Origin of the sequence: Enterococcus sp. DIV1096b (genome assembly GCF_050498765.1) — a bacterium.
GTDB lineage: Bacteria > Bacillota > Bacilli > Lactobacillales > Enterococcaceae > Enterococcus_D > Enterococcus_D entomosocium.
This window is the reverse complement of record NZ_JBMHEK010000001.1, coordinates 738425-758590: the sequence shown is the minus strand read 5'-3', so window position 1 is coordinate 758590 and position 20166 is coordinate 738425. Positions and strand designations below refer to the sequence as shown.

Sequence of the window (20166 nt, the reverse complement as noted above, 5' to 3'; positions counted from 1 at the left end):
TACTTTTTTGTTTTATCTAAAATGATGAACAAGTATTATTTTTTATAGATAATGCTTCTGTGACCAATCGAAAAGATTTCTATCACTATGTCAGATTCATTTATATTTGCTAGTATCCGGTAATTCCCTATACGATAGCGCCATTCACCACTTCTGTTTCCAACAAGTCCTTTTCCGAATTGACGAGGATTAGTTGTTCCTTCTAAGTTTTTTCTGATCCAAGCAACTATAATTCTTGCTTGGTTTCGGTCCATTTTTTTCAGTTGCTTTTGTGCCTGTGGCATATATAAAACCCTATACTTCATCCAACAATTTCTCCATGGCAGATTGAGAAATACCTACCTCTTCTTTCTCCTTAGAAAGAGCCATTGCTTCTTTCAATTGTTTTAAATCAAGCTCATCTTCAATTTTATCAAGTACTGCGGTTCTGTATAGCTCTGTTAATGACGAGTTATGTGCTTTTGCATATTCAGCTACCAACTCTTTTTCATCATCCGGTATTCTAAAAGTAATCGTTGATTGGGACATAGATAGGACCTCCTATTTTTCTTTTGTAACTACATTGTACTAACAAAAACGTCGTTTGTCTATACGTTGTTAGTACTTTTTTTAAAAGATAAGTCCTTTGGATCTACAAGAATTTATTCGTATTCACTTTCAAAGGCACTGTAGCTTACTTCTTCAGGAAAATATCCTGCAGATGGTGGTGATTTCCAGCCTACCGCTGTCTACGTGCTTCTGCCACGGAAAAATTGTTGTAATTCATTTATATCTTCGAAATTATTCGGATACAACTAATAAATCAATCAAAGTAATTATAGCCGCTACTATCCGGATTATTGTGCAATCTGACTGGATAGACAGTTCGTCCATTCCTCTTGTAAGGATAATCTAGTAAATACATTAGCGAATTTCTTAAAATCAACAATTCACATTCTCCCCGTCCACATCCAGGAATTAAGTTAGTATAAACACCAACTGTCCCCTTATCAACAAAAATTTCCAATACATGCTCATGATTGAAATCCTTCATATTTGGTGGATCATAAATAAGGGAGCTGCTCATAAAGCTTTTATCTATATAAAACGGCTCATTTTTGTTTGATTTTAGAATTAATTCTATTGCTATTTCTGGTAAATAACGATAAACGACTATATCTTCTGGAATTCTAGGCGCCATAACAAGCAGGGTAGTTAATGTATCATTGAATCTTGCAGGGTCAAAAGGTGGATAAAGAAGAAAAATTTGCTCCGAATATCCTCTGATATAGTTATTAAGTTTCGAACCAGAATATCCGCAATACGTTGCAATCGGATTAGTTGAACACGAATCTAACATATAAGAATCTAGGTTGCCCCCAAATACGCTACCAAAAGCCCTGCTATAATCCTCAGACCATTTCCCATAATACATTTCTGCCCAACTGGTGGCTTGTTCTTCTGTTAAAATACGGTTGTAAATACGCTTATTTTTATTGGAAAGTAATTGCCCTCTTGGTTTTCCATATTTCAAATTAAAGATATAGTGATAAATTGGATTCTTATCAAGCATATGTCTTAAGTAACACTTCCTTTTTTACTAATTATAGCATGATTATTCGTTCCAATTTCTTCACCAGGGTAAAGAGACAGACTACTTAGTCCGTCTCTTTCTATCCTCTAATCTTGAAATGGTAATTCGCTCGGATCCACAATAATTGATTCATATTCACTTTCAAAGGCACTGTAGCTGCCATCTTCAGGCAACTCACCTGTTGGGTTGGCATTTTCAGCCTGACGCTGTCTTCGCGCTTCTACGACTTCTTTTGACTCCAGTAGCTTGATTGTTTCTACGTTGATTTCCATCACAGAAATGGTTTGATCATTTTTTTTATAGCTTCTCGTCTCGTTTCTGCCCTCAATACTTACAAGAACGCCTTTGGATCCATACTTCCCAATATATTCTGCTGTCTTTCTCCAGGCAATACAGGGAAGATAGTCAGTGACTTCCTTGCCAGTTTTATCTTTATACCCTCTTCGGATGGCCACTTTGAAATTTGCGACTGAAAGGCCAGACTTGAGTTCCTTTACGATTGGTTGTTGGACGAGCCGTCCAACGCCAGTAAATCGATTCATTTGTTTTCCTCCTTAGGATCGTGCATAGTGTTGTTCTACTTTTTGGGGAGCAGCGGTTCGTTGTTGCTTTTGCTTAACCGCATTGACTTCCCGGTCCCGGTCCTTTTTTGCGATCAATTCATTGATCCAATTAATCCCGATCTTTGGCCGTTCGGACTGAAAGGCAATATCGGATCCAAGTTCGGTCTGAAGCGACAACGTCTGCTGGTTGAATGTTTTTAGTTGAGCGACTTTATCCAACAGCTCAAGTGCTTGTTTATTGTTCCCGACACAAAACGTTACTTGTTGGATTTTATGCCCTGCCTGAAGTTTATTATTGATATTATCAACGACATGTTCGGCTTGGCCATCTGATAAAGCAAAGACGATCGTGTCTTTTACTTGATCGATATTCAACGTCCAGTAAGCCAACAAGTCTTCAGGCGACTGAAAGAAATGGATACTTTGAGGTGTTCCCAAACTTACGTTGAACCCATAGCCTTCCGCTGAAAAGTCCATTATTTTTTGTTCATAGCCAAGCTTGCCAAACTCTTTGCTTTGGAAGGTTCCCCGCAATTGACCGCCTGTGACGCGCCCTTGATCGTTCCACAAAAAGACGATCCGGTCATGGATATCCTGACGCATCAACCCTTTTTTATAAAGCGCATCGACGATTTTAGGGTTTATACTGTACTGATCCACCAACAATGCCTTCATTTCAACATTGTCTTTCTTATCGGTTAAGTAATACTTGAATTGGTTGATACTTCTTCGATTCACCTGATCGACTGGCTCTTGAATGACCAGAGGCGTATGTTCCGTGATCAATCCTTCTGAGCGTTGCTCTTTTAAAAAATCGTTCCAATCCTTGCTGACTTCATGGACAACTTCCATTTGATCATTCGTGTACATCGAATACAGTTCGTTCGCTCGACTCTGAAGCAGCTGCTGCTCTAATCCTGACGGTTTATTCTCCAGGTATAAATCGGCAATCGATTCAAGTGTTACATGCTTTTCATTAATGTCCTTACAAAGGGTATCTAAGGCATCAGTCAGGTCGATCGTTTCTTCTTTGGCATGACTCTTAGGGGTTTTAGCAAAGTAACCGTAGGCTTTCCAGTCATTTGAAATTTTGTTCGTGTCTGTTAGATTATTCTCAATCTTTTGGATCGTTAGGAGTAGGTTCGGATCTACACCGTGGATGGTAGCTGCCTGGTTGACCTGGTCAATTATCTCTTGTTGGACTTGATGGTCATAAGGATTCAAGGCTTGATTAATAATCAGCGTATCAGTGCCGACCTCTTGCTTGATATTGATTTTTTTGTCGCATTTACTGTAGAAAGACTGACCCGCTGGATCATTGTCTACCCCATAGAAAATGCCATTTTTGGGAAGGGTCTCAAAGATTTGGTAGCCTTCTTGGATCATTTTAACGACTGTTTTTTCCTTCCGACCCTCCAAACAAACTAAGCGGCAATCCGTCAGGTCCTTATGCAGCGACCAATAGCTGAGTAAATCGATCCCTGCTTCAAAGAAGTAGATCGCTTTTGGTTCGCCAAGAGTAATATTAAACCCATAATGTTTCTCGGAATTTTCTCCAATATACTTACGGGGCGAATCCGTGATCTTGGCTCGGGTGACGATACTCGTTGCACCAACGATCTTCTCTTGTGCCAGTCCATACTGTTTCCAATTTAAAACCGCACTTCCGTATTTTTTATCTTGAATCAAGTAATCATTGTCGATTAAGTACGTAATAATTTCCCGATCGATCCCGCGTATATTTTCCAAATAGTGCCTTACTTTTTCTGTAGAATCGGCTGCCTCATACGCATGTTGATAGGGACCTTTATTTTCTTCTGATTCATCGTACCCCTTGTGTGCTTCAAGCTCTTCACCAAGAAGAAAGCCGACCGCATTTTGAAAGGAATAGCCTTCATACTGTGTAAGCAAAGAAATGTGTTATATTCCTTATCATTGTTTTTCCAGTAGGTTAACACGATGAAATTCTTATTCAGGAGTTGCTTCCACACTCCTTTGACATAAAAGTGACAAGCGGTGGCTTTCCATACGTTCTTTCTCGCAATCAATAAAGTCAACAATCATTTCATCATACGTATTCCCTTCACCAACTAGCTCCCAATTGAATGTTTTATTTCCTTCATACAAATCCACTCTTTTCCTTGAAAGATCTTATATACTTTTAAACTAAAAAAGTAGGTTATCAATTCGACTCTTCATTCCTTCAACAAAATATCTCAAAAAATATTCAGAATTTCTACAGTTATGCTGAGTAAAGTCTAATTGCTTTTCAAAAACTTCTCTAAACAAGTTTTCTAAAGACGTTTCACCATATAAATTGATATTAGCACTTATCTTTTCATTGCCATGATCACGTTCGAAAAGTAATAATTGCCAGCAATTGTCTAAAGAGTTAACAACTAGATACTCTAGCTCTATACTATAATTTTTTTCGAATAGCAATCTATGAGCATACTTCTGAATAAGAGGATTATCACCCGTTAGTCTTTCAATTTCTCTTTTTAAATTCTCTTCGTCTTTTCTCATATTATTTTTCTTATTTATATTAGTATCATTAGGATCGTTTTTCCCGACATCAAGAAGTCTGTTAACCCTATTTCTAGAAATCGGTTTTTCCGTCTCCCCAGTTTCATGAAAGATTTCTTGGAAGTCTGCTTTTCCGACTTCTTTAGTTACCAGAAGACTTTTACCATCATTGTACTTCTGAATTAAAGAAATTCGATACTTTTTCAGAAAATATTTGATATTACCAATATCACAATGAAAGTTTTGTGCTAAGCTCAGAATGCAGTTGTTCTCAAATTCCTCAAAACATTCACTTTGACAAACTTTCTCGTTCTCAATAATTCTTCTATCGATTTCCTTTATCATTAATGATTTAGAAATAAATTTTCGTATATCTGTGTTTAAATCAATTAGATGCAAATAAGTTTTATTTACTAGATTTCTCCCTTGCCTTTTTTCAGATAGAAGATCAAATGCTATTAGCTCTTTTTTTATTTTTATAGTCTTATCTCTTCCCCATCCCATAAAAAAACACACTTCATCTATGGAAAAAAGAAAATAAATATCACCATTTAAATCTGTCCATTTATTTTGGATTGAAATCTCTGCTCTGTCCTGATAGACTGCGTAAAGTAATTTTGCATCGGAAGTTAATTTTTCATACTTTTTTCCTTGAATCAATAGTTTGGGAACTCTATAAAAATTTCCCTGCTGATAAACTGATATATTGAGTTTTCTTTCCAATTTCTCTTATCACCTATCTTTATTTCTACATACTGGTTAATAGCTAAATATAAAGATGTTTTTTTAAAAAAACTTTTTTGTTAGACTCGTTTTCCATCATGCCAACAATTTTCTTGTTTATTTCTGTATTTCTTCTTTTACTGTTTTATATTTATGTTTATTAACTAGTATTAAAACAATCCTAAAAGCCTTGGTATACTTAATAAAATTCAACACATCCAAAGCATTTTCAAACTAAATAAAACTATCAATTATTTAACTCTTAATCAGCGGGTCGCGGGTTCGAGCCCCTCACGGCCCATTGGGTGCCAAACCCACGGAACAGGTAAATGTTGGTGCGAAAGCATTTCGAAAACATTTATGCTGTTCCATTTTTTTTGTTTATTATTATCACCTTGCGAATAAAGGGATTTTTTTTGATAAGAGGATTTCTTATTTGAAGAGGTCTGTGTAAAACTTCAAAAACTTTTGAGCAATGAAGAAGGCATCTCAATACGATTCTCTCCCTTACTCAAACGATGACTCATTTACCGATCACGAAACGAGTATTCTACGGATATAAATCATTTGAGAACATGAGAATTAGAATCTTTTTGATCAATCAATTAATCAAAGTAAGATAACAAAAATCTGGGTCAGAATGCTATTCATTCTGACCCAGATTTGATTTTGTACGACTCATCAGTCCTTGTTGACAAAGAGTCGAAATAGTTTAGCATATTATATCCCACGTTCATAGTGTGACCAAACAGAGAGAATCGTGATCGTTTTACTCTCTTCTTCCACGCTGTAACCAACCTGTGTTTGATATTGAGACGTCTTGAACAGTAAGGTAATCCTGGTAATTTTTCGTAAGGCGGCGGTGTTTGAAAAGGATTTTCCTTAATGACTTTGATCAGTTCATCAAACTTACTAGTTAGATTGATACTCTTCAATTTAGACAAATCTTTGCGAGCATTCTTTTTGATCTTTACATTCTATCCCAATCAATTTCACCTAAGTCTTCACTTTCTTCATTCTCAAAGTGTTTGATCCGATCAAGTACACCCACATTTTGTAAGTTGAGCGGTTCTTGTAAGGAGTTCCAATCGCTCTTACTAATCATGCTGACGCTTTCTTCCTCTTTTGTACTCGCAATTTCTACAGGTTGACTGTCAGCCACAACATGCTTAATGATTCCATAAAGGTTTTTTCTTGCATTCGTTGGTGTAATTACTTCCATGTTTTCTCCTCCTTCTATTTAAAAATCTTAAGCATATTATAACGTACGTAAATAAAGAGGAAGAATATACTTAATTTTTCTTACAAGTCTTCAAGTCTTTTAGTAATCGTTTTTTGTGCCGTAATTTGTGGTTTCGATTGCTCAAATTGGTTACTGTTTGCCGTCCTATTTACCAAATGGGCGGTTTCTTGTATTGATTCTTGGTCTTTAACAGCTGCCATAGTCATTTTGTCTTCAGCGGCTTGCTTTTTGATCCGTTTATTAATCGAAGAATGCAACAAGAAAAGAAATTGCCAATCACTGTTTTGCTTCTAGTATGACTGTCCTTTGTGTCCTGCACAGTAATAAGACTAAATGTATTGAAAAGGAGTAAAAACATTTTGATGCTACTTCATTTATTCTTTTGCTCAATCACTACTTCATCTTCATTTATCGGTTCTTCGAATCCTGAAAAAAACCGTTGAAGGATTTCTTCTGTAATAGGAAAAGCGGAATTTGCAGTCTGGACTTTATTTCTGATCGCTAATCGTTTTCGTAAAGTGTCATAATCAGCTTTTAGATAGATTACTTTAATCGTCACATCATATGCTGCCAGTAGTTCTCTATAAGCGTCTCGGTGACTTTTAGCCCAAAAACTAGAATCGACAACTACGTTTTTTCCTTCTTGAACAGCCCTTACTGTAAGCTCTTTCAATTTAACTGAAGATAATGACGAAACTTTTGCATATTTTTCCGAAGGGTAATCAACACCATAAACGCCATAGTCTTCCCAAATTAATTCATCTATTGCTAATCTTACATAACCTTCTTGCTCTTTTTGTTTTGAGTAAGTGGTTTTGCCTGCACCACTAACGCCACACATCAAAAGTACCTCAACCATTATTCTCCTCCTACCTTTTCTGATCAATAAACAAAGAGAACGAAAAAACCTTATTTGTAATCAACGCTCGTGTTTTAGACCACTGTTCGCCACCCACATCTGATGATACAATGATAACATTGTTTTTATGAACAACAAGCAGATTGGGAAACAATCGCAAGAAAAATAGTAAGTAAAACCATATATTAGAGAATAGAAGCGTTAGCCACTTAAGCTAACGGATAAATCAAATTTTTGTCCATTTCCACTCTACTATAAAAAAATTATTTTCTACAAAAAAAAGGAACGCAAGCCAAAATACGAAAGAAACATCATGGCTAAAACTTATGTATGTAATGGTATCTTTATTTCTATTATTCCAATTTTAAAATAAAATAAGCCACCACTCCAAACTATGATAGAAAAACAAGAATAGACTCTTGAATAGAACTTGAATGCAAAACTACCTCCAAAATCAACGCAAGAGTCTATCTGTATAGATAAAGATCTTTATGTGCAAGTTCTTTTGCACCAATAAAGATCCTTAGAATCAAACAAATCAGAATGCTTTCAAATCAAATGTAATGATATCATTGCTTTTTAAAAACAACTCTTGTGCCCCTTTATCGGTCATTTCGTCATTGACGGTATAGACCCAAAATAGATTGGCTTTTTGATCTTGACTGATGCCGTCAATCGAGGTGATAAAGCCATCTTTTTCTTTGATCGCAAAGTTTTCTTTCATTACTTCCATCAGCGACTCATTTTCTCGGAACGTTACTTCTTTTGAGGTCACATCTTCTTGATTTTGGATGACGATCGTAGCTGTTCCTTGTTCTTGCTTCAAGGAACTTTGCTGCGTGCTTTCTGACGTTACACTTGCCTGTTGGCATCCTGTAGCGACGAGTAATGTGCTCACTAGCATAAATACGACAAATACTTTTTTCATCTATTTCTTCCTCTCCAATAGTCAAAATACAAATCTTTTTTTATCCAATATGCGGATAAGACTTGCTCTATCAATCCTGTATCCTTTTAGAGCCCGCATTTTAATTGGATTTTACAGTTTGTGCAGGTACTACAGCCGCCGATTTCCTCAATGGTTCCTTCATGGCAGATGGGGCAGATTTCACCAGAGACGACGGGTTCATCTACTTGAACGACAGGCAGCGGTTCAACTTGTGCGGTCAGCTCATTTTCTACCGCTTCTAAGGTAAGTACTTGTGAATCTCGGCTGCCATCTACATAGACGGTCCCTCCTTTGGCTCCTCCTTCATAAAGATCTCGATAAACCTTGGCTACTTGGCTTACTGTATATCCTTTTGGTGCATTGACCGTTTTTGAAATGGAGCTATCCACCCAACGTTGAATGGTGCATTGCACACCGACATGTTCTTCGGGCGTCAACTCCATAGCGGAAATGAACCATGCCGGCAACTGCGCTTTGGTTCTTTCAGGATGATCCATCAGGTATTCGTCAACGATCTCCGCATTGATTTCAATAAACTTACCTAGTCGACCGCTTCTAAAATAAGAAAAGGAGTAGTAAGGTTCTAAACCGGTTGAAACTCCCGTCATCGTGCCTGTCGATCCTGTTGGTGCAACGGTCAAAAGATGAGAGTTACGAATGCCGAATCGCAGCACGCCTTCGCGAATGTGCGCTGGCATTTTTTTCATGTATCCTGTATCGATAAATTTCTTCCGCAACGCTTGCGTCTCTTGGTCATTTTTTCCAATCAGGAAGGGAAAGCTGCCTTTTTCTTTCGCCAATTCAATGGATGCCTCATAGGCAGTGACTGCCATTGTCTCGAAAATTTGATCAACGAATTGATTCCCTTCTGTCGATCCGTATTTTTTCCCACAGTAGATCAATAAATCTGCCAGGCCCATGATCCCTAATCCAACACGTCTTTCCCCTTTCGCCTGCTGCTCATTTTTGTCAAAAAAGTAAGGCGTTGCGTCAATAACATTGTCTTGGAAACGAACTGCTGTTTTCACGGTTTCTTTTAGTTTGGCAAAATCAACGGTGCCTTTCTGGCGATCCGCCATGTTTGCGAGATTGATGGCTGCCAAGTTACAGACGGCATAAGGGGTTAGGGGCTGTTCACCGCACGGATTGGTTGCCACGACTTTTTGTCCGTATGCTGTAGCATTCGTCATCTTGTTGGCATTATCGATAAAGAAAATACCAGGCTCAGCAGAATACGTTGCACAAAAAGTAATCAACTCCCATAACTCACGAGCTTTGATCCTTTGATAGGTTTTGACTTTATGGCCAGCAGCTGCCCATTCTCGCACATCCCCGACTTCCGCCCATTTTGCATCATATTGCGCCATCTCTGCTTCCGAATAATTGTCAATATCTGGAAAGCGCAGCTCATACCACCCATCTGTCTTCACTGCTTCCATGAATTCTCCTGTCAAGCAGACTGAAATATTCGCACCAGTTAAGAAATCACTTTCTTTTACCGTATAGCTGCCACCTATTCGCAATTTTTCTTTTGCCTTTTGGATCATGTCATTATGTTCCTTATCTGACGATTCAGGCAGTTGCGCTAGATAAGTGAACATTTTTTCTTCCATTTTTGTCAAAGGATCAAATTGCAGTTTTTCATTGATCAGTTGTTTGATTGCTGCATTCGTGACTGCTTTTTTCAGGTGAAGCAATACAGCAGGATTTTGAACTTTAGAAAGAATAAACGTAAAAATATCTGGATGCCAATCTGCCATCATAATCATCTGCGCTCCGCGACGACTACCTCCTTGTTCGACAAGGTTCGTCAAGTTCGCCAAATCATTCAGCCAAGAAACTGCCCCAGAAGACCGACCGCTGACGCCGTGGACCACACTTGATTTTGGTCGCAAGGTCGACCCATTGGTTCCAACCCCGCCACCACGACTCATAATCTCCATGACTTCTTGTCGATGGACAGCAATCCCTTTTCGGGAATCATGGATGAAAGGCATCACAAAGCAATTGAAGTAGGTAACTTGAGAATTTGTTCCTGCTCCATAAAGTACTCTGCCTGCGGGAATTAGGTTTTGCGCCACGATTTGTTGGTAAAACGTCTCAAGGAAGCGCTCCTGGTCATGGGACTCGTTGGCAGAAATCCCTTTGGCAACACGATGCGCCACTTGCTCAAAAAAGAGTTCTAACGGTTTTTCAATGTCACTTTTTCTTCTTTTCACAAGTCCACTGGCTTGTTCATCAGTATCTTCTAACGCTGAACGATAGGCCTCTTCCACTTCGATAGAGACTAGTTCCCCATCGATTGCTTTCACAATACCGATTCCTCGTGCAGGATATTTAGGATCAGCTTTCGTTGTCAAAATCACCAAATCATCCTTACCCAACGTTTGATGGGTTTGATCCTTGAATGAGTAACGATCCAACATAATCAAACGAGCGATTCCCTCAAATGTTTTGGTCATTTCCGGTGTGATCGCCGAAACTTCTTGGAACAACTTGATATCCTCGTTCAATTTCTCAATCGTTTGTTTTTTGTAGTCCATTTCTTTCCCTCTCCTTCTAAAAACACAACATATTGTGCTCCGTTTTTATTATCGTACTATATAATGTGTATTTCAATCTTGAATTATATTATTTTCCATGTATAATGAGAATGATTATCAATTAGAAAGTCGGCGATTTTCATGCTTCCTCCCCAATCCAATGTATTCTCCGTTCAAAGAATTTCTCATTTAGCACTGCTCACCGCAGCGTGTATCGTTGGACGGTTGGTTTTTGTCTTTATCCCTAACGTTCAGCCTATGAGTGCCCTTTTATTTTTAGTGGCTTTTTCTTACTGCTTAACCGATGCGTTGATGATTGCCTTGCTAAGTTTGCTCGGAACAAATATCTATTTAGGCATGGGTCCCTGGACGATCAGTCAATTGGCTGCACTTACCGGCACCATCGTTCTTTTTCAACAGCTTGGAAAAATCCCGATCATCAAGAAAAATCGTATCCTGCAAGCTTTCTTTGCCTTTCTTTGCGGACTTCTTTATGGCTTGATCGTTTCGTTGATGGAGGTTTGGCTGTATCAGTTTCCTTCGTTTCTTGCCTATTACCTTCAAGGACTACTGTTCGATTTCTTCCATGCCAGTGGAAACTTCGTCTTTTATTTGCTTTTATGGCCAGTATTTGAGCGAATAACACCCAACTCCTATAAATTGAAGAAAAAAAACCAGTGATTTCGATGGAATGAAGAATCCGGCTAACTTTGTTTTCGTGTTTCTTTGAAAGAAAGTTAGCGTAAAGTTATTGTTAGAAAAACAAAAAAGCTACGACTACTCTTCTGTTTCCTTTGCTTAAAAATCTATCCAAAAAGTACCAGTGAAAAGCCTTTCGAAAGGGTTTCTTTCATCTTTATGCGTCCATTCATTTAAATGAAACGTTCTCTATTTCATCCACGCCCTTGACCGAATGTAGTAGCATTTCTTTCAGATTATTAATGAATGATGATGTTTGCTTTTTCTATCATCAGAAATTTATTATTTTTTTTAAATAACAATTTAATTTTTCTTGACCAAAAGAATTCAGAGGTTTATCCTAACTATGGAAAATCAATGACTGGATAAAAAAGAGCAGCTGAAATTTTTTTATTCAATTTGACCTTTGACATTTGTGAAAAAGTGCATAAGAAACTTGATAGTGATCAAGTGCTTATGGAAAGAAATTTTTTTCTCACTAAATTTCAAAAAACGCTCTATTTTAACCAGTCAGAAAAATCATTTTAAGAAGGAGAAAGCGATGAATGAGAAACAATTACGCTGGTATAATATTGCGCTGATGGCGTTCGTCTCTGTTTGGGGACTGGGAAATGTTGTAAACAATTACGCTCAACAAGGATTGACTGTTGTTGTTTCGTGGCTATTAATTATGGCTCTTTATTTTGTACCATATGCATTAAGTGTTGGTCAGTTAGGATCGACCTTCAAAGAGTCAAGTGGTGGGGTCTCCTCATGGATCAAAGAAACCTCAACAAAGCGGTTGGCTTTTTTTGCTGCTTGGACTTATTGGGTCGTTCACGTGCCCTACTTGGCACAAAAACCCCAAGGAATCTTAGTATCCTTGAGTTGGTTATTTAAAGGAAATGGTACATTTGTATCGACGATGGGTTCCATGGAAGTCTCGTTGATTTGTTTAGCTATTTTTCTATTCTTTTTATGGATTGCCTCTAAAGGATTGACGACCTTAAAAATGATTGGGAACATCGCGGGAACAGCCATGTTCGTGATGTCGATTCTTTTTATTCTTTTAGCAGTCACCGCTCCAGCAATGACTGGTGCTGAAATTGCTACACCAAACATGTCATCTGTTTCAACCTATATCCCTAAATTTGACTTTACCTATTTAACCACGATCTCGATGCTGGTATTTGCGGTAGGCGGCTGTGAAAAAATCTCGCCTTACGTAAATAACACAAAAAATCCTGCAAAAGAATTTCCAAAAGGCATGATCTTTTTAGCCGGTATGGTGGCGTTATGTGCCTTGCTCGGCTCGATTGCTATGGGGATGCTTTTTGATGCCAACCATATTCCAGAAGATTTGATGGTCAACGGCGCTTATGAAGCCTTTCAACGACTTGGAAACTTCTACGGAATCGGCAACTTCTTTGTCATTCTTTATTCCATCGCCAATGCGTTGGCGCAAATCTCTGCTTTGGCCTTTTCAATTGATGCCCCATTGAAAATACTACTGTCTGATGCTGATTCAGAATTTGTACCAAATGGCTTAGCAAAACTAAACAAAAAAGGAACACCAGTAAATGGATATATTATGACTGGTATCCTGGTAAGCATTTTAATCATTATTCCAGCACTAGGAATCGGCAATATGACCGAACTGTACCGTTGGTTGCTGAACTTGAATTCAGTTGTCATGCCACTGCGTTACTTATGGGTCTTCTTAGCCTTTATGCTAGTCAACAAACACGCCAATCGCTTTACTTCCGATTATAAATTCGTGAAAAACACCAAAGTTGGCTTTGGGATTGGCTTATGGTGCTTCTTGTTCACGGCCTTTGCCTGCATTTTAGGGATGGTTCCTAAGCTTGATTATGCGGCAGATCCGCAAGCTTGGTTCTTCCAATTGGCCTTAAATATCATTACGCCGATCGCCTTTCTTTTGATTGGCTTGATCTTGCCAATCATTGCGAAACGTGTAAATAAAAAATAACCATTTGCTCAAAAAAGAGGTGTCCGACAACTATTTCGGTTGTCGGGCACCTCTTTCTTTGTAAATGAACTTCTCCGCCGTGCGAGGTATTTGCTCCATCCTCTTGCCGAAGCATTCATTCCTCTTTGTTGTACTCTTTGTTGTCCTTTTTGATTCCATACTTGATCCACTGCACCTTATAGCGGAAATCTTTGATCAGCTCTTTTGCGGTCCATTCATTCGAAATAAAATCTGTCAGACTATCCATCACGACCGCCATAATAAAGTAAAGGAAACTGACGGCTTCTTGCGTATCATGGATCGTGAAGCGATTTTCTTCCAACAGCTCCAACCATTGGCGAATCATGGGCGAATCGTCAGGGATCGCATCGCGCTTCGTCCAGGCATTGCTTTGGGTACATAAGTGGATCATTTTCCAATGATCATCTTCAGGTGACCATTGACTGCACCAAGCCAAGTATTCTTCGATCCCTTTGAAAAAATCATTTTTGTTGCGATTGATAAACGTAAAAATCGCAGAATGGATTTGGTTGGAATAGTTGGTGATCGCATAGTCATAGGCATCTTCTAAGTTTTGAAAGTACTTGTAAAACGCCCCTCTAGAAATGTGCGATTTTTCGACGATGGCAGAGACCTTGACTTGACTGATATGCTTGCTAAAAAATTCTTCTAAAAGCACGGCATCGATTTTTTCTTTTTTCTCTTGTTTTAAATGAAAAAATGTTGTACTTGGCAAGGGATTCTCCTCCATCATTCGCAATCTACTCCCTCTATTATAAACAAATCCCTCTACTTTTCCACTCAGACTTGTGCAGTTTCTCTTGATGGGGCGTTTTGTTCGATCAGATTGCCATCTTCCATTCGGAAAATGCGATCACTCCATTGGATCATTCGCTCGTCGTGGGTGACCATGACTGTCGCTTTCTTTTTCTCATGCGCTTCTTTCACCAATAACTTCACGACTTCATACGCATGATCCGTGTCTAAGCTGGCAGTTGGTTCATCCGCCAAAATCAAGCTTGGGTCATTAAACAACGCCCTGCCGATCGCCACTCGTTGACGTTCCCCACCAGATAAATCGCGGGGAAACTTGTCTTGAAGATCGAGAATATCTAATGAAGCAAGCAATTCATCAATCCGTTCCTTTTCCTTGGCTTTTCCTGAAACTTTGTCGACCAAATAAAATTGTTCCTTTACCGTTAGAAAAGGGATCAAATTCGAGCTTTGCAAGATAAACCCAATCTCTTTAAAACGCAACTTCCCTCGTTGCTTTTCATTTAATTGGGAAAAGTTCACCTGGTTGATGATGATTTCTCCGGTTGTTGGATTTTGTAAGCCGCCAGCGATGGTCAAAAAGGTACTTTTTCCTGAACCAGAAGGACCGATGATACTGACAAACTCCCCTTCTTGAACATGAAAATTCAGTCCTTTTAATGCCGTTACTTCGGTATGCTGCTTGCCAAATTTTTTTATAATATCCTTCATTACTAAAATGTCTTTCATCTTTGTTACCCTCCTATTGCCGTGATTGGATCGACTTTTGTGACCGTCCGAATGGAGAATAAGCCGCCTAGAACTGCCACGAGAATCAAGATGCCGCTATAAAGCAGCCATTGCTTTAATTCAAAGAAAAATGGCATGGCATCTGGTAAAAACAAGCTGGTGCCGTATGCCGCCGCAAAGGCTAGGGCTACCCCAATCACACCGACCATAAATGCTTGCGCAATAATTGATTTGGCAATAAAGCTGGTCCGAATCCCTTGGGCTTTCATCACACCAAAAATCGCTGTTTTTTGTAGGGTGATCACATACATGAAAATCCCCACGATTGCCGTTGCAACAACAAATAAGAAGTAGATCATGGCATTTAAGGTCAAGTTTTGGGCAGAAAATCCAGGAAGCTTTTCAATAAAGTCTTCCGTTGCCAACACTTTAAGCTGGGTTCCTTCTTGGTTATCGACTTTCGGATCACTTGATTTGGTCACAATGATATTGATGGGCTGCTCCTTATCAGATGCGAATGGTTGATTAGCAAACTTCATTTTCGTCCAAGTATCGAGGGAAGTATAAATCACTGGTGACACCGTATAAGACGTTTCTGGGGTGATCCCAACGACTTTGAAGGTTTCATCTGAGCGTCCGATTTTCACTTGATCCCCGACCTTGATACCTTCTTCTGCTAAGTTTTCTGAAATCGTGATCTCATTTTCTTTTGAAAACAGCTTGCCCTCTAAGACTTCTGGTAACAAGAACGCATCGTCTTGTGTACCAAAAACAGTCACATTGACTTGTTCATCGTTGACCGTAATGACACTGCTGTATAAACCAATTGGGGCTTTTTGTGTCCCTTCTACACGGTCTAAATCCCCTCTCGTCAATTGCGAAGCCGCAAATGTGTCATTCGCATCTTCTGATAAAACGATCGCGGATGAATCCCAGTCGACGATGGCCTTTTTAAAATCCCAGTTAAGTCCGGTAGCTAAGCCAGACAATATAAAAACAACATAGGCGATCAAAAACATGATTCCTACGATCAACCCATATCTTAATTTTGAATAACGCATTTCTTTTATAGCCAGAAACATTGTTCTTTCCTCCTACTTTCCAAATATTGACAAAGTGTCACTTTTTGAAGAATACCACATAAGGTGACACTTTGTCACTTTTTACAACTCGGAAAGTTTGTAAGGTTGATCGATCATTCTTTTTCTGTCATTCACTGAGGATGTTTTTTCCTAAAGGAGTGTGAATAAAGAGAGTTGAATACTGGGCGTTTCGCGTGAAATACGCCATTTCCTTTTAACATTCTTTGCTAGATGAAAAAAAGCATGGCAGACCGTAAATAGTCGAACCATGCTTTGGCAAAAACGAACACGAGGATTTCATTATTGGTGTTCTAGAGATCAGCTGACTTTGCTTTGTCCAATTGTGGAAATTACTGCTCGTAACTGATGACACGAAGTATCAAACTGCCGTTTTTCCTCAGGTGTAAGCGTCAATTCAATAATTTCGCGGACGCCGTTTTGGTCCACGACTGCAGGAACCCCTGTGAATAAATCGTTGATGCCATATTCCCCATTAAGGTAGGAAGATACCGGCAGAATCGCTTGCTCATCATTTAAGATCGCTCGAACGATTCTTGCGACACTCATCCCTATCCCGTAAAAAGTTGCTTGTTTTCGATCGATGATTTCATAGGCAGCATTTTTTACTCGTTCAGAAAGAACCGCTAGATCGGCAACGGTCAAACGATCCTTTTGCTTGATCAATTCTACGATCGGTTTCCCACCGATCGTTGTATGGGACCAGACAGCGACTTCCGAGTCACCGTGTTCCCCAATGATGTACCCATGAATATTCCGTGGATCGATGGCTAATTTTGCCGCCACTTCTTTTCGAAGTCTTGTGGTATCGAGGGTCGTTCCCGTACCAACGACCCGATTGGCTGGCAACCCGGACACACGCCATGCTTGATAAGTTAAGACATCGACTGGGTTTGAAGCGATAACAAGCACGCCATCAAAGCCTGAAGCCATCACTTGTTTTGTGACGCTTGCCATAATTTCGGCGTTCACATCAATCAATTCAAGCCGTGTTTGTCCTGGCTTTTGGTTGACTCCTGCGGTAATAACCACGATGTCAGCATCTTTACATTCCGAGTACTCTCCAGCCCAAACTTTGATGTTTTCTTGCCCCCATGACATACCGTCTAACAAATCGAGGGCTTCTCCTTCTGCTTTGTCCCGATTGACATCGATCAAGACTAACTCATTGATCAGTCCTTGATTGATCATGGAATACGCAATGCTCGTTCCAACGAAACCTGTTCCGACAACGACAACTTTTCTGCTTGTACTTTTCATGTGCGATCCCTTCCTTTTCTTTTCAAATACTTGTGCTATTGTTTTGCGTATATTACGTATTTTCTCAAAAAATGTATGTTCTCTTGTGTACTCTTGTGTTTCCTTAATAACTATGACCGGCAATCAGCGCTTTGGCTTGCTGATACAAATGAATTGCATATTTTCCTAACACATAGCAGACGACAATCACGGCAAAGCTTGTTTCAATAATCGTTAAGGCTTGTAGAAACCCAAATATCAGTGGGTGATTCGCAAAAAACAGCGCTGATTTGAACATAGCAGTCGCTGAAATCACAAGAGGAAACGTAAATGCCGCATAGCTTGGGTAAAAGCCGACTGCCAGCATGTTTTTCATATAAGCGACGACACAAAAATAAATCGTTTGTGACAATAACAGCATAAAGGCGACAAACCAAGCAGAGCCTTGTTCAAATACGGAAAGGTAACCTGCTAAGCAAAGAGAACCTGGTGCTGTTAAAATCGTGATCAAAGGAACTGCCGCACGTTCCGTCAGCTTCTGATGGACGATTCGTTTTAAAATAATCGGCAAAAGCGCAAAATACAATACCAATGCGATCCAGACGATCACTTCCCCCAGCTCTTTAAAAAAGACAGCAGAAGTATTGGGAATTACGCCAATACCGACGAAGGTAATAAACCAGCTCGGATAAATGTATTCCAGCGAAAGGTCGACAGGCAAAATATGCACGACAACAAAATAGATCATTAAAGCAAAATGTAAGCCGATAGCCCCCCACCAGAGCAGATCATTCACCACTGCATCGGGAATGACCCGTTCAAAAACAGTGGAAATCACCATCAGCGCCATCGTAAAGGTCGGCGCCACAGAAGCAACGATTGGGTTTTGCAACTCTGACATCGTGTGCTTAAATGTAAAGCATACTTTCAGAAGGAAGAGCCCCATGATGAAAATACCAAGGGTGCAAAACGCATTTCCAACCGTCTCCATTCCTTCTGAATACAATAAATTCCCCAATGACACAGTGCCTAAAATCAAGCCACAAATCGGGATTGGCAATGAATGTAAAAAATGCTGGATCGATGTTTTCATCAACTCATCCTTTCTAAACGTATGAAAATTTCAACTAAATTTGCTTTCTTTTTTCTCTACACTTATACTATAATCACCTGATAACTATTTGTAAAATTGTACTTTTAAATACTAATTATAAATATTATTAATAATAAAGGAGTCCGCAAAATGATTGAATTGCTCAAAACCTTCATTGCTGTTTATGAAACGAGAAACTTTAGTCTTGCCGCCAAACAACTCTATAAAACTCAACCAACGATTTCCTTGCAAATCCAACGCTTAGAGGCCGAACTTGGCTTCAAACTTTTTGAACGTAAAGGAAAACAATTGATTTTACCTACCAGCCAAGCGGAGTTTTTGTATCCTCGTGTGGTCGAGTCTCTCCGCTCAATGTCCACTATTTTTTCGCAAGCCAAAGACACCAAAAATTTTAAAACAGAGTGTGTGCTCGCTTGTTCGAATACCACCGCCGTCTACTTACTGCCCAGCATCATGGCGCAGCTGATTGAAGAATTTCCAACGTTTGCTTTTGAAATCAAAATCATGAATTCTCAAGAAGTAATCGATGCCGTCGAATCAAACAAAGCCCATATTGGCCTGATCGAAAAATCAATCGTTTCGCCATTGATCCAAAAAGAATTCGTTTATCGCGATGAATTGGTGTTAGCAGGCAACCTCGCTTCTGATTTTTGGGTCTTGCGGGAAAACGACTCGGGGATGTACTACATTAACGAAACCTATCTGTACGCACAGCACTTGCATCCGCAAATCATCAAAGCCAATAACAGCGAAGTGATTTTGTCCCTACTAAAACAAAACATCGGCAAATCGATCATCTCGAAACTTTCATTACCAGAAGAGTTGCCTTGGCAGGAACTTGATCCAGAGTACCGCTATCGTGATCTTTTTATCATTCAGAATCGTCAGCGTGCGACACCGGAGACCGGAGAGATTTATGAGGAGATTAAACGGCTGTTGTTGGAAAGGAATAGAGCTGCTGGTACTGGTGAATCGAGAAGATAACAAAATATCCTTTATACTGATTCTTAAGAAAATTTCTCAGAATCAGTATAAAGGATTTCCATCAGACAACTTCGATTTTTTGCAAAAAAACAAAATACATTTATGCGACGTTAAATACTAAAGAATATCTCGTTTCCATACTTAAATCATACCCACATAGTTCTTTAAAATAGCTTTGATAGTCATTTTCAATGATACGGATAATTTCTTCGCTTGGTAGTTCTTCAAATTTAATCAATTCAACTAATAGGTTTAATTTTGCATCAATTCCCAAAATTCTTGGCAGCACACTCCAAAAATTTTCTTTTGAGATTTCATCAGTTAGTTGGTTTAAACGCCGCAATAAATCAATTAAATAGTCTTTCAAATCTTTTTCTTTTCTTGATGCATTCCCAAATTCTTTTTGATAATAGCTACTATATTCTTCTTTCATTGTGAATAGCATGATTCATAAGGTCCTCTCTATGTGATTATTTCTTTCTAATGCGTACCAAAAAATAGTGAACATTTTTTTGGAAGCTAATAAAATACATGCCTCTCGATAAAGTAGTTTAATAGGTGAGATAATGTATGAATGAT

Annotated in this window: 19 protein-coding genes and 1 pseudogene; 4 read left to right on the top strand and 16 right to left on the bottom strand. The window is 39.0% G+C overall.

Going from position 1 to position 20166, the window contains the following annotated elements; genetic code table 11:
- Nucleotides 1-35: 35 nt before the first annotated feature.
- The 6 genes from IGJ17_RS03520 to IGJ17_RS03495 all read right to left on the bottom strand — a co-directional run bounded on the left by IGJ17_RS03520 (nucleotide 36) and on the right by IGJ17_RS03495 (nucleotide 5385).
- Nucleotides 36-305, bottom strand: a complete 270-nt coding sequence (locus IGJ17_RS03520; RefSeq protein WP_016612459.1) for a type II toxin-antitoxin system RelE family toxin — start codon at nucleotides 303-305, stop codon at nucleotides 36-38.
- Nucleotides 295-528 carry a type II toxin-antitoxin system RelB family antitoxin gene (gene relB / locus IGJ17_RS03515; protein WP_016612460.1) on the bottom strand — a complete coding sequence of 78 codons (234 nt, stop codon included), beginning with the start codon at nucleotides 526-528 and terminating at the stop codon, nucleotides 295-297. Before relB ends, IGJ17_RS03520 begins: the two co-directional genes overlap by 11 nt.
- A 274-nt stretch (nucleotides 529-802) precedes the next feature.
- The gene (locus tag IGJ17_RS03510) at nucleotides 803-1552 is read right to left on the bottom strand and encodes an ADP-ribosyltransferase (protein ID WP_086333062.1); all 750 of its coding nucleotides are present in this window, start codon (nucleotides 1550-1552) and stop codon (nucleotides 803-805) included.
- Between the two features lie 107 nt (nucleotides 1553-1659).
- The gene (locus tag IGJ17_RS03505; protein WP_086333061.1) at nucleotides 1660-2115 is read right to left on the bottom strand and encodes a single-stranded DNA-binding protein; all 456 of its coding nucleotides are present in this window, start codon (nucleotides 2113-2115) and stop codon (nucleotides 1660-1662) included.
- A 12-nt stretch (nucleotides 2116-2127) separates the two neighbouring features.
- Nucleotides 2128-4047: a DUF3991 domain-containing protein gene (locus IGJ17_RS03500; protein WP_223347160.1), complete on the bottom strand. Its 1920-nt coding sequence runs from the start codon at nucleotides 4045-4047 to the stop codon at nucleotides 2128-2130.
- A 255-nt stretch (nucleotides 4048-4302) separates the two neighbouring features.
- The gene (locus tag IGJ17_RS03495; protein ID WP_086333060.1) at nucleotides 4303-5385 is read right to left on the bottom strand and encodes a replication initiator protein A; all 1083 of its coding nucleotides are present in this window, start codon (nucleotides 5383-5385) and stop codon (nucleotides 4303-4305) included.
- A 453-nt stretch (nucleotides 5386-5838) separates the two neighbouring features.
- On the opposite strand from IGJ17_RS03495, the pseudogene IGJ17_RS03490 reads away from it, so the two are divergent.
- Nucleotides 5839-6008, top strand: a pseudogene (locus tag IGJ17_RS03490) (ISL3 family transposase); the annotation flags it as partial.
- 347 nt (nucleotides 6009-6355) lie between these two features.
- Here the strand turns inward: IGJ17_RS03490 and IGJ17_RS03485 are convergent.
- From IGJ17_RS03485 to IGJ17_RS03470, 4 genes are all read right to left on the bottom strand, one after another.
- Complete coding sequence (locus tag IGJ17_RS03485) at nucleotides 6356-6607, bottom strand: type II toxin-antitoxin system Phd/YefM family antitoxin (RefSeq protein ID WP_016621797.1); 252 nt, start codon at nucleotides 6605-6607, stop codon at nucleotides 6356-6358.
- A gap of 391 nt (nucleotides 6608-6998) precedes the next feature.
- Entirely contained in the window at nucleotides 6999-7487 is a 489-nt protein-coding gene (locus IGJ17_RS03480) for an AAA family ATPase (protein WP_005237399.1), read from the bottom strand.
- Between the two features lie 538 nt (nucleotides 7488-8025).
- Entirely contained in the window at nucleotides 8026-8415 is a 390-nt protein-coding gene (locus IGJ17_RS03475) for a DUF4430 domain-containing protein (RefSeq protein ID WP_086333059.1), read from the bottom strand.
- Between the two features lie 86 nt (nucleotides 8416-8501).
- Nucleotides 8502-10979 (bottom strand): vitamin B12-dependent ribonucleotide reductase, encoded by a 2478-nt coding sequence (locus IGJ17_RS03470; RefSeq protein WP_086333058.1) that lies wholly within the window; start codon nucleotides 10977-10979, stop codon nucleotides 8502-8504.
- 141 nt (nucleotides 10980-11120) lie between these two features.
- On the opposite strand from IGJ17_RS03470, the gene IGJ17_RS03465 reads away from it, so the two are divergent.
- Together IGJ17_RS03465 and IGJ17_RS03460 are read left to right on the top strand one after the other, a co-directional pair.
- Nucleotides 11121-11660 carry a hypothetical protein gene (locus IGJ17_RS03465; protein ID WP_086333057.1) on the top strand — a complete coding sequence of 180 codons (540 nt, stop codon included), beginning with the start codon at nucleotides 11121-11123 and terminating at the stop codon, nucleotides 11658-11660.
- A 559-nt stretch (nucleotides 11661-12219) separates the two neighbouring features.
- Nucleotides 12220-13647 (top strand): APC family permease, encoded by a 1428-nt coding sequence (locus IGJ17_RS03460; protein ID WP_005225272.1) that lies wholly within the window; start codon nucleotides 12220-12222, stop codon nucleotides 13645-13647.
- Nucleotides 13648-13762: 115 nt separating this feature from the next.
- Here the strand turns inward: IGJ17_RS03460 and IGJ17_RS03455 are convergent, their stop codons facing one another.
- The 5 genes from IGJ17_RS03455 to IGJ17_RS03435 form a co-directional block, all read right to left on the bottom strand.
- Nucleotides 13763-14401: a TetR family transcriptional regulator gene (locus IGJ17_RS03455; protein WP_016613761.1), complete on the bottom strand. Its 639-nt coding sequence runs from the start codon at nucleotides 14399-14401 to the stop codon at nucleotides 13763-13765.
- A gap of 47 nt (nucleotides 14402-14448) precedes the next feature.
- Nucleotides 14449-15150 carry an ABC transporter ATP-binding protein gene (locus tag IGJ17_RS03450; protein WP_086333056.1) on the bottom strand — a complete coding sequence of 234 codons (702 nt, stop codon included), beginning with the start codon at nucleotides 15148-15150 and terminating at the stop codon, nucleotides 14449-14451.
- Between the two features lie 5 nt (nucleotides 15151-15155).
- Nucleotides 15156-16232 carry an ABC transporter permease gene (locus IGJ17_RS03445; protein WP_005237408.1) on the bottom strand — a complete coding sequence of 359 codons (1077 nt, stop codon included), beginning with the start codon at nucleotides 16230-16232 and terminating at the stop codon, nucleotides 15156-15158.
- Nucleotides 16233-16550: 318 nt separating this feature from the next.
- Complete coding sequence (locus IGJ17_RS03440; RefSeq protein WP_034878749.1) at nucleotides 16551-17510, bottom strand: L-lactate dehydrogenase; 960 nt, start codon at nucleotides 17508-17510, stop codon at nucleotides 16551-16553.
- 103 nt (nucleotides 17511-17613) lie between these two features.
- Complete coding sequence (locus IGJ17_RS03435; RefSeq protein WP_086333055.1) at nucleotides 17614-18582, bottom strand: TDT family transporter; 969 nt, start codon at nucleotides 18580-18582, stop codon at nucleotides 17614-17616.
- Between the two features lie 150 nt (nucleotides 18583-18732).
- On the opposite strand from IGJ17_RS03435, the gene IGJ17_RS03430 reads away from it, so the two are divergent.
- A complete protein-coding gene (locus tag IGJ17_RS03430) occupies nucleotides 18733-19587 on the top strand; it encodes a LysR family transcriptional regulator (protein ID WP_086333054.1) in 855 nt (284 codons plus the stop codon).
- A 100-nt stretch (nucleotides 19588-19687) separates the two neighbouring features.
- Here IGJ17_RS03430 and IGJ17_RS03425 read toward each other — a convergent pair whose 3' ends face one another.
- Complete coding sequence (locus IGJ17_RS03425; protein WP_008377205.1) at nucleotides 19688-20032, bottom strand: DUF7006 family protein; 345 nt, start codon at nucleotides 20030-20032, stop codon at nucleotides 19688-19690.
- Between the last annotated feature and the right edge of the window lie 134 nt (nucleotides 20033-20166).

Bases quoted from the DNA above. Each gene is read 5' to 3' on its own strand.
- IGJ17_RS03465 (WP_086333057.1), top strand. From the start codon at position 11,121: ATGCTTCCTCCCCAATCCAATGTATTCTCCGTTCAAAGAATTTCTCAT.
- IGJ17_RS03440 (WP_034878749.1), bottom strand. From the start codon at position 17,510: ATGAAAAGTACAAGCAGAAAAGTTGTCGTTGTCGGAACAGGTTTCGTT.
- IGJ17_RS03445 (WP_005237408.1), bottom strand. From the start codon at position 16,232: ATGTTTCTGGCTATAAAAGAAATGCGTTATTCAAAATTAAGATATGGG.
- IGJ17_RS03460 (WP_005225272.1), top strand. From the start codon at position 12,220: ATGAATGAGAAACAATTACGCTGGTATAATATTGCGCTGATGGCGTTC.
- IGJ17_RS03455 (WP_016613761.1), bottom strand. From the start codon at position 14,401: ATGATGGAGGAGAATCCCTTGCCAAGTACAACATTTTTTCATTTAAAA.
- IGJ17_RS03475 (WP_086333059.1), bottom strand. From the start codon at position 8,415: ATGAAAAAAGTATTTGTCGTATTTATGCTAGTGAGCACATTACTCGTC.
- IGJ17_RS03430 (WP_086333054.1), top strand. From the start codon at position 18,733: ATGATTGAATTGCTCAAAACCTTCATTGCTGTTTATGAAACGAGAAAC.
- IGJ17_RS03480 (WP_005237399.1), bottom strand. From the start codon at position 7,487: ATGGTTGAGGTACTTTTGATGTGTGGCGTTAGTGGTGCAGGCAAAACC.
- IGJ17_RS03450 (WP_086333056.1), bottom strand. From the start codon at position 15,150: ATGAAAGACATTTTAGTAATGAAGGATATTATAAAAAAATTTGGCAAG.
- IGJ17_RS03470 (WP_086333058.1), bottom strand. From the start codon at position 10,979: ATGGACTACAAAAAACAAACGATTGAGAAATTGAACGAGGATATCAAG.
- IGJ17_RS03510 (WP_086333062.1), bottom strand. From the start codon at position 1,552: ATGCTTGATAAGAATCCAATTTATCACTATATCTTTAATTTGAAATAT.
- IGJ17_RS03505 (WP_086333061.1), bottom strand. From the start codon at position 2,115: ATGAATCGATTTACTGGCGTTGGACGGCTCGTCCAACAACCAATCGTA.
- IGJ17_RS03435 (WP_086333055.1), bottom strand. From the start codon at position 18,582: ATGAAAACATCGATCCAGCATTTTTTACATTCATTGCCAATCCCGATT.
- relB (WP_016612460.1), bottom strand. From the start codon at position 528: ATGTCCCAATCAACGATTACTTTTAGAATACCGGATGATGAAAAAGAG.
- IGJ17_RS03520 (WP_016612459.1), bottom strand. From the start codon at position 305: ATGAAGTATAGGGTTTTATATATGCCACAGGCACAAAAGCAACTGAAA.
- IGJ17_RS03425 (WP_008377205.1), bottom strand. From the start codon at position 20,032: ATGCTATTCACAATGAAAGAAGAATATAGTAGCTATTATCAAAAAGAA.
- IGJ17_RS03485 (WP_016621797.1), bottom strand. From the start codon at position 6,607: ATGGAAGTAATTACACCAACGAATGCAAGAAAAAACCTTTATGGAATC.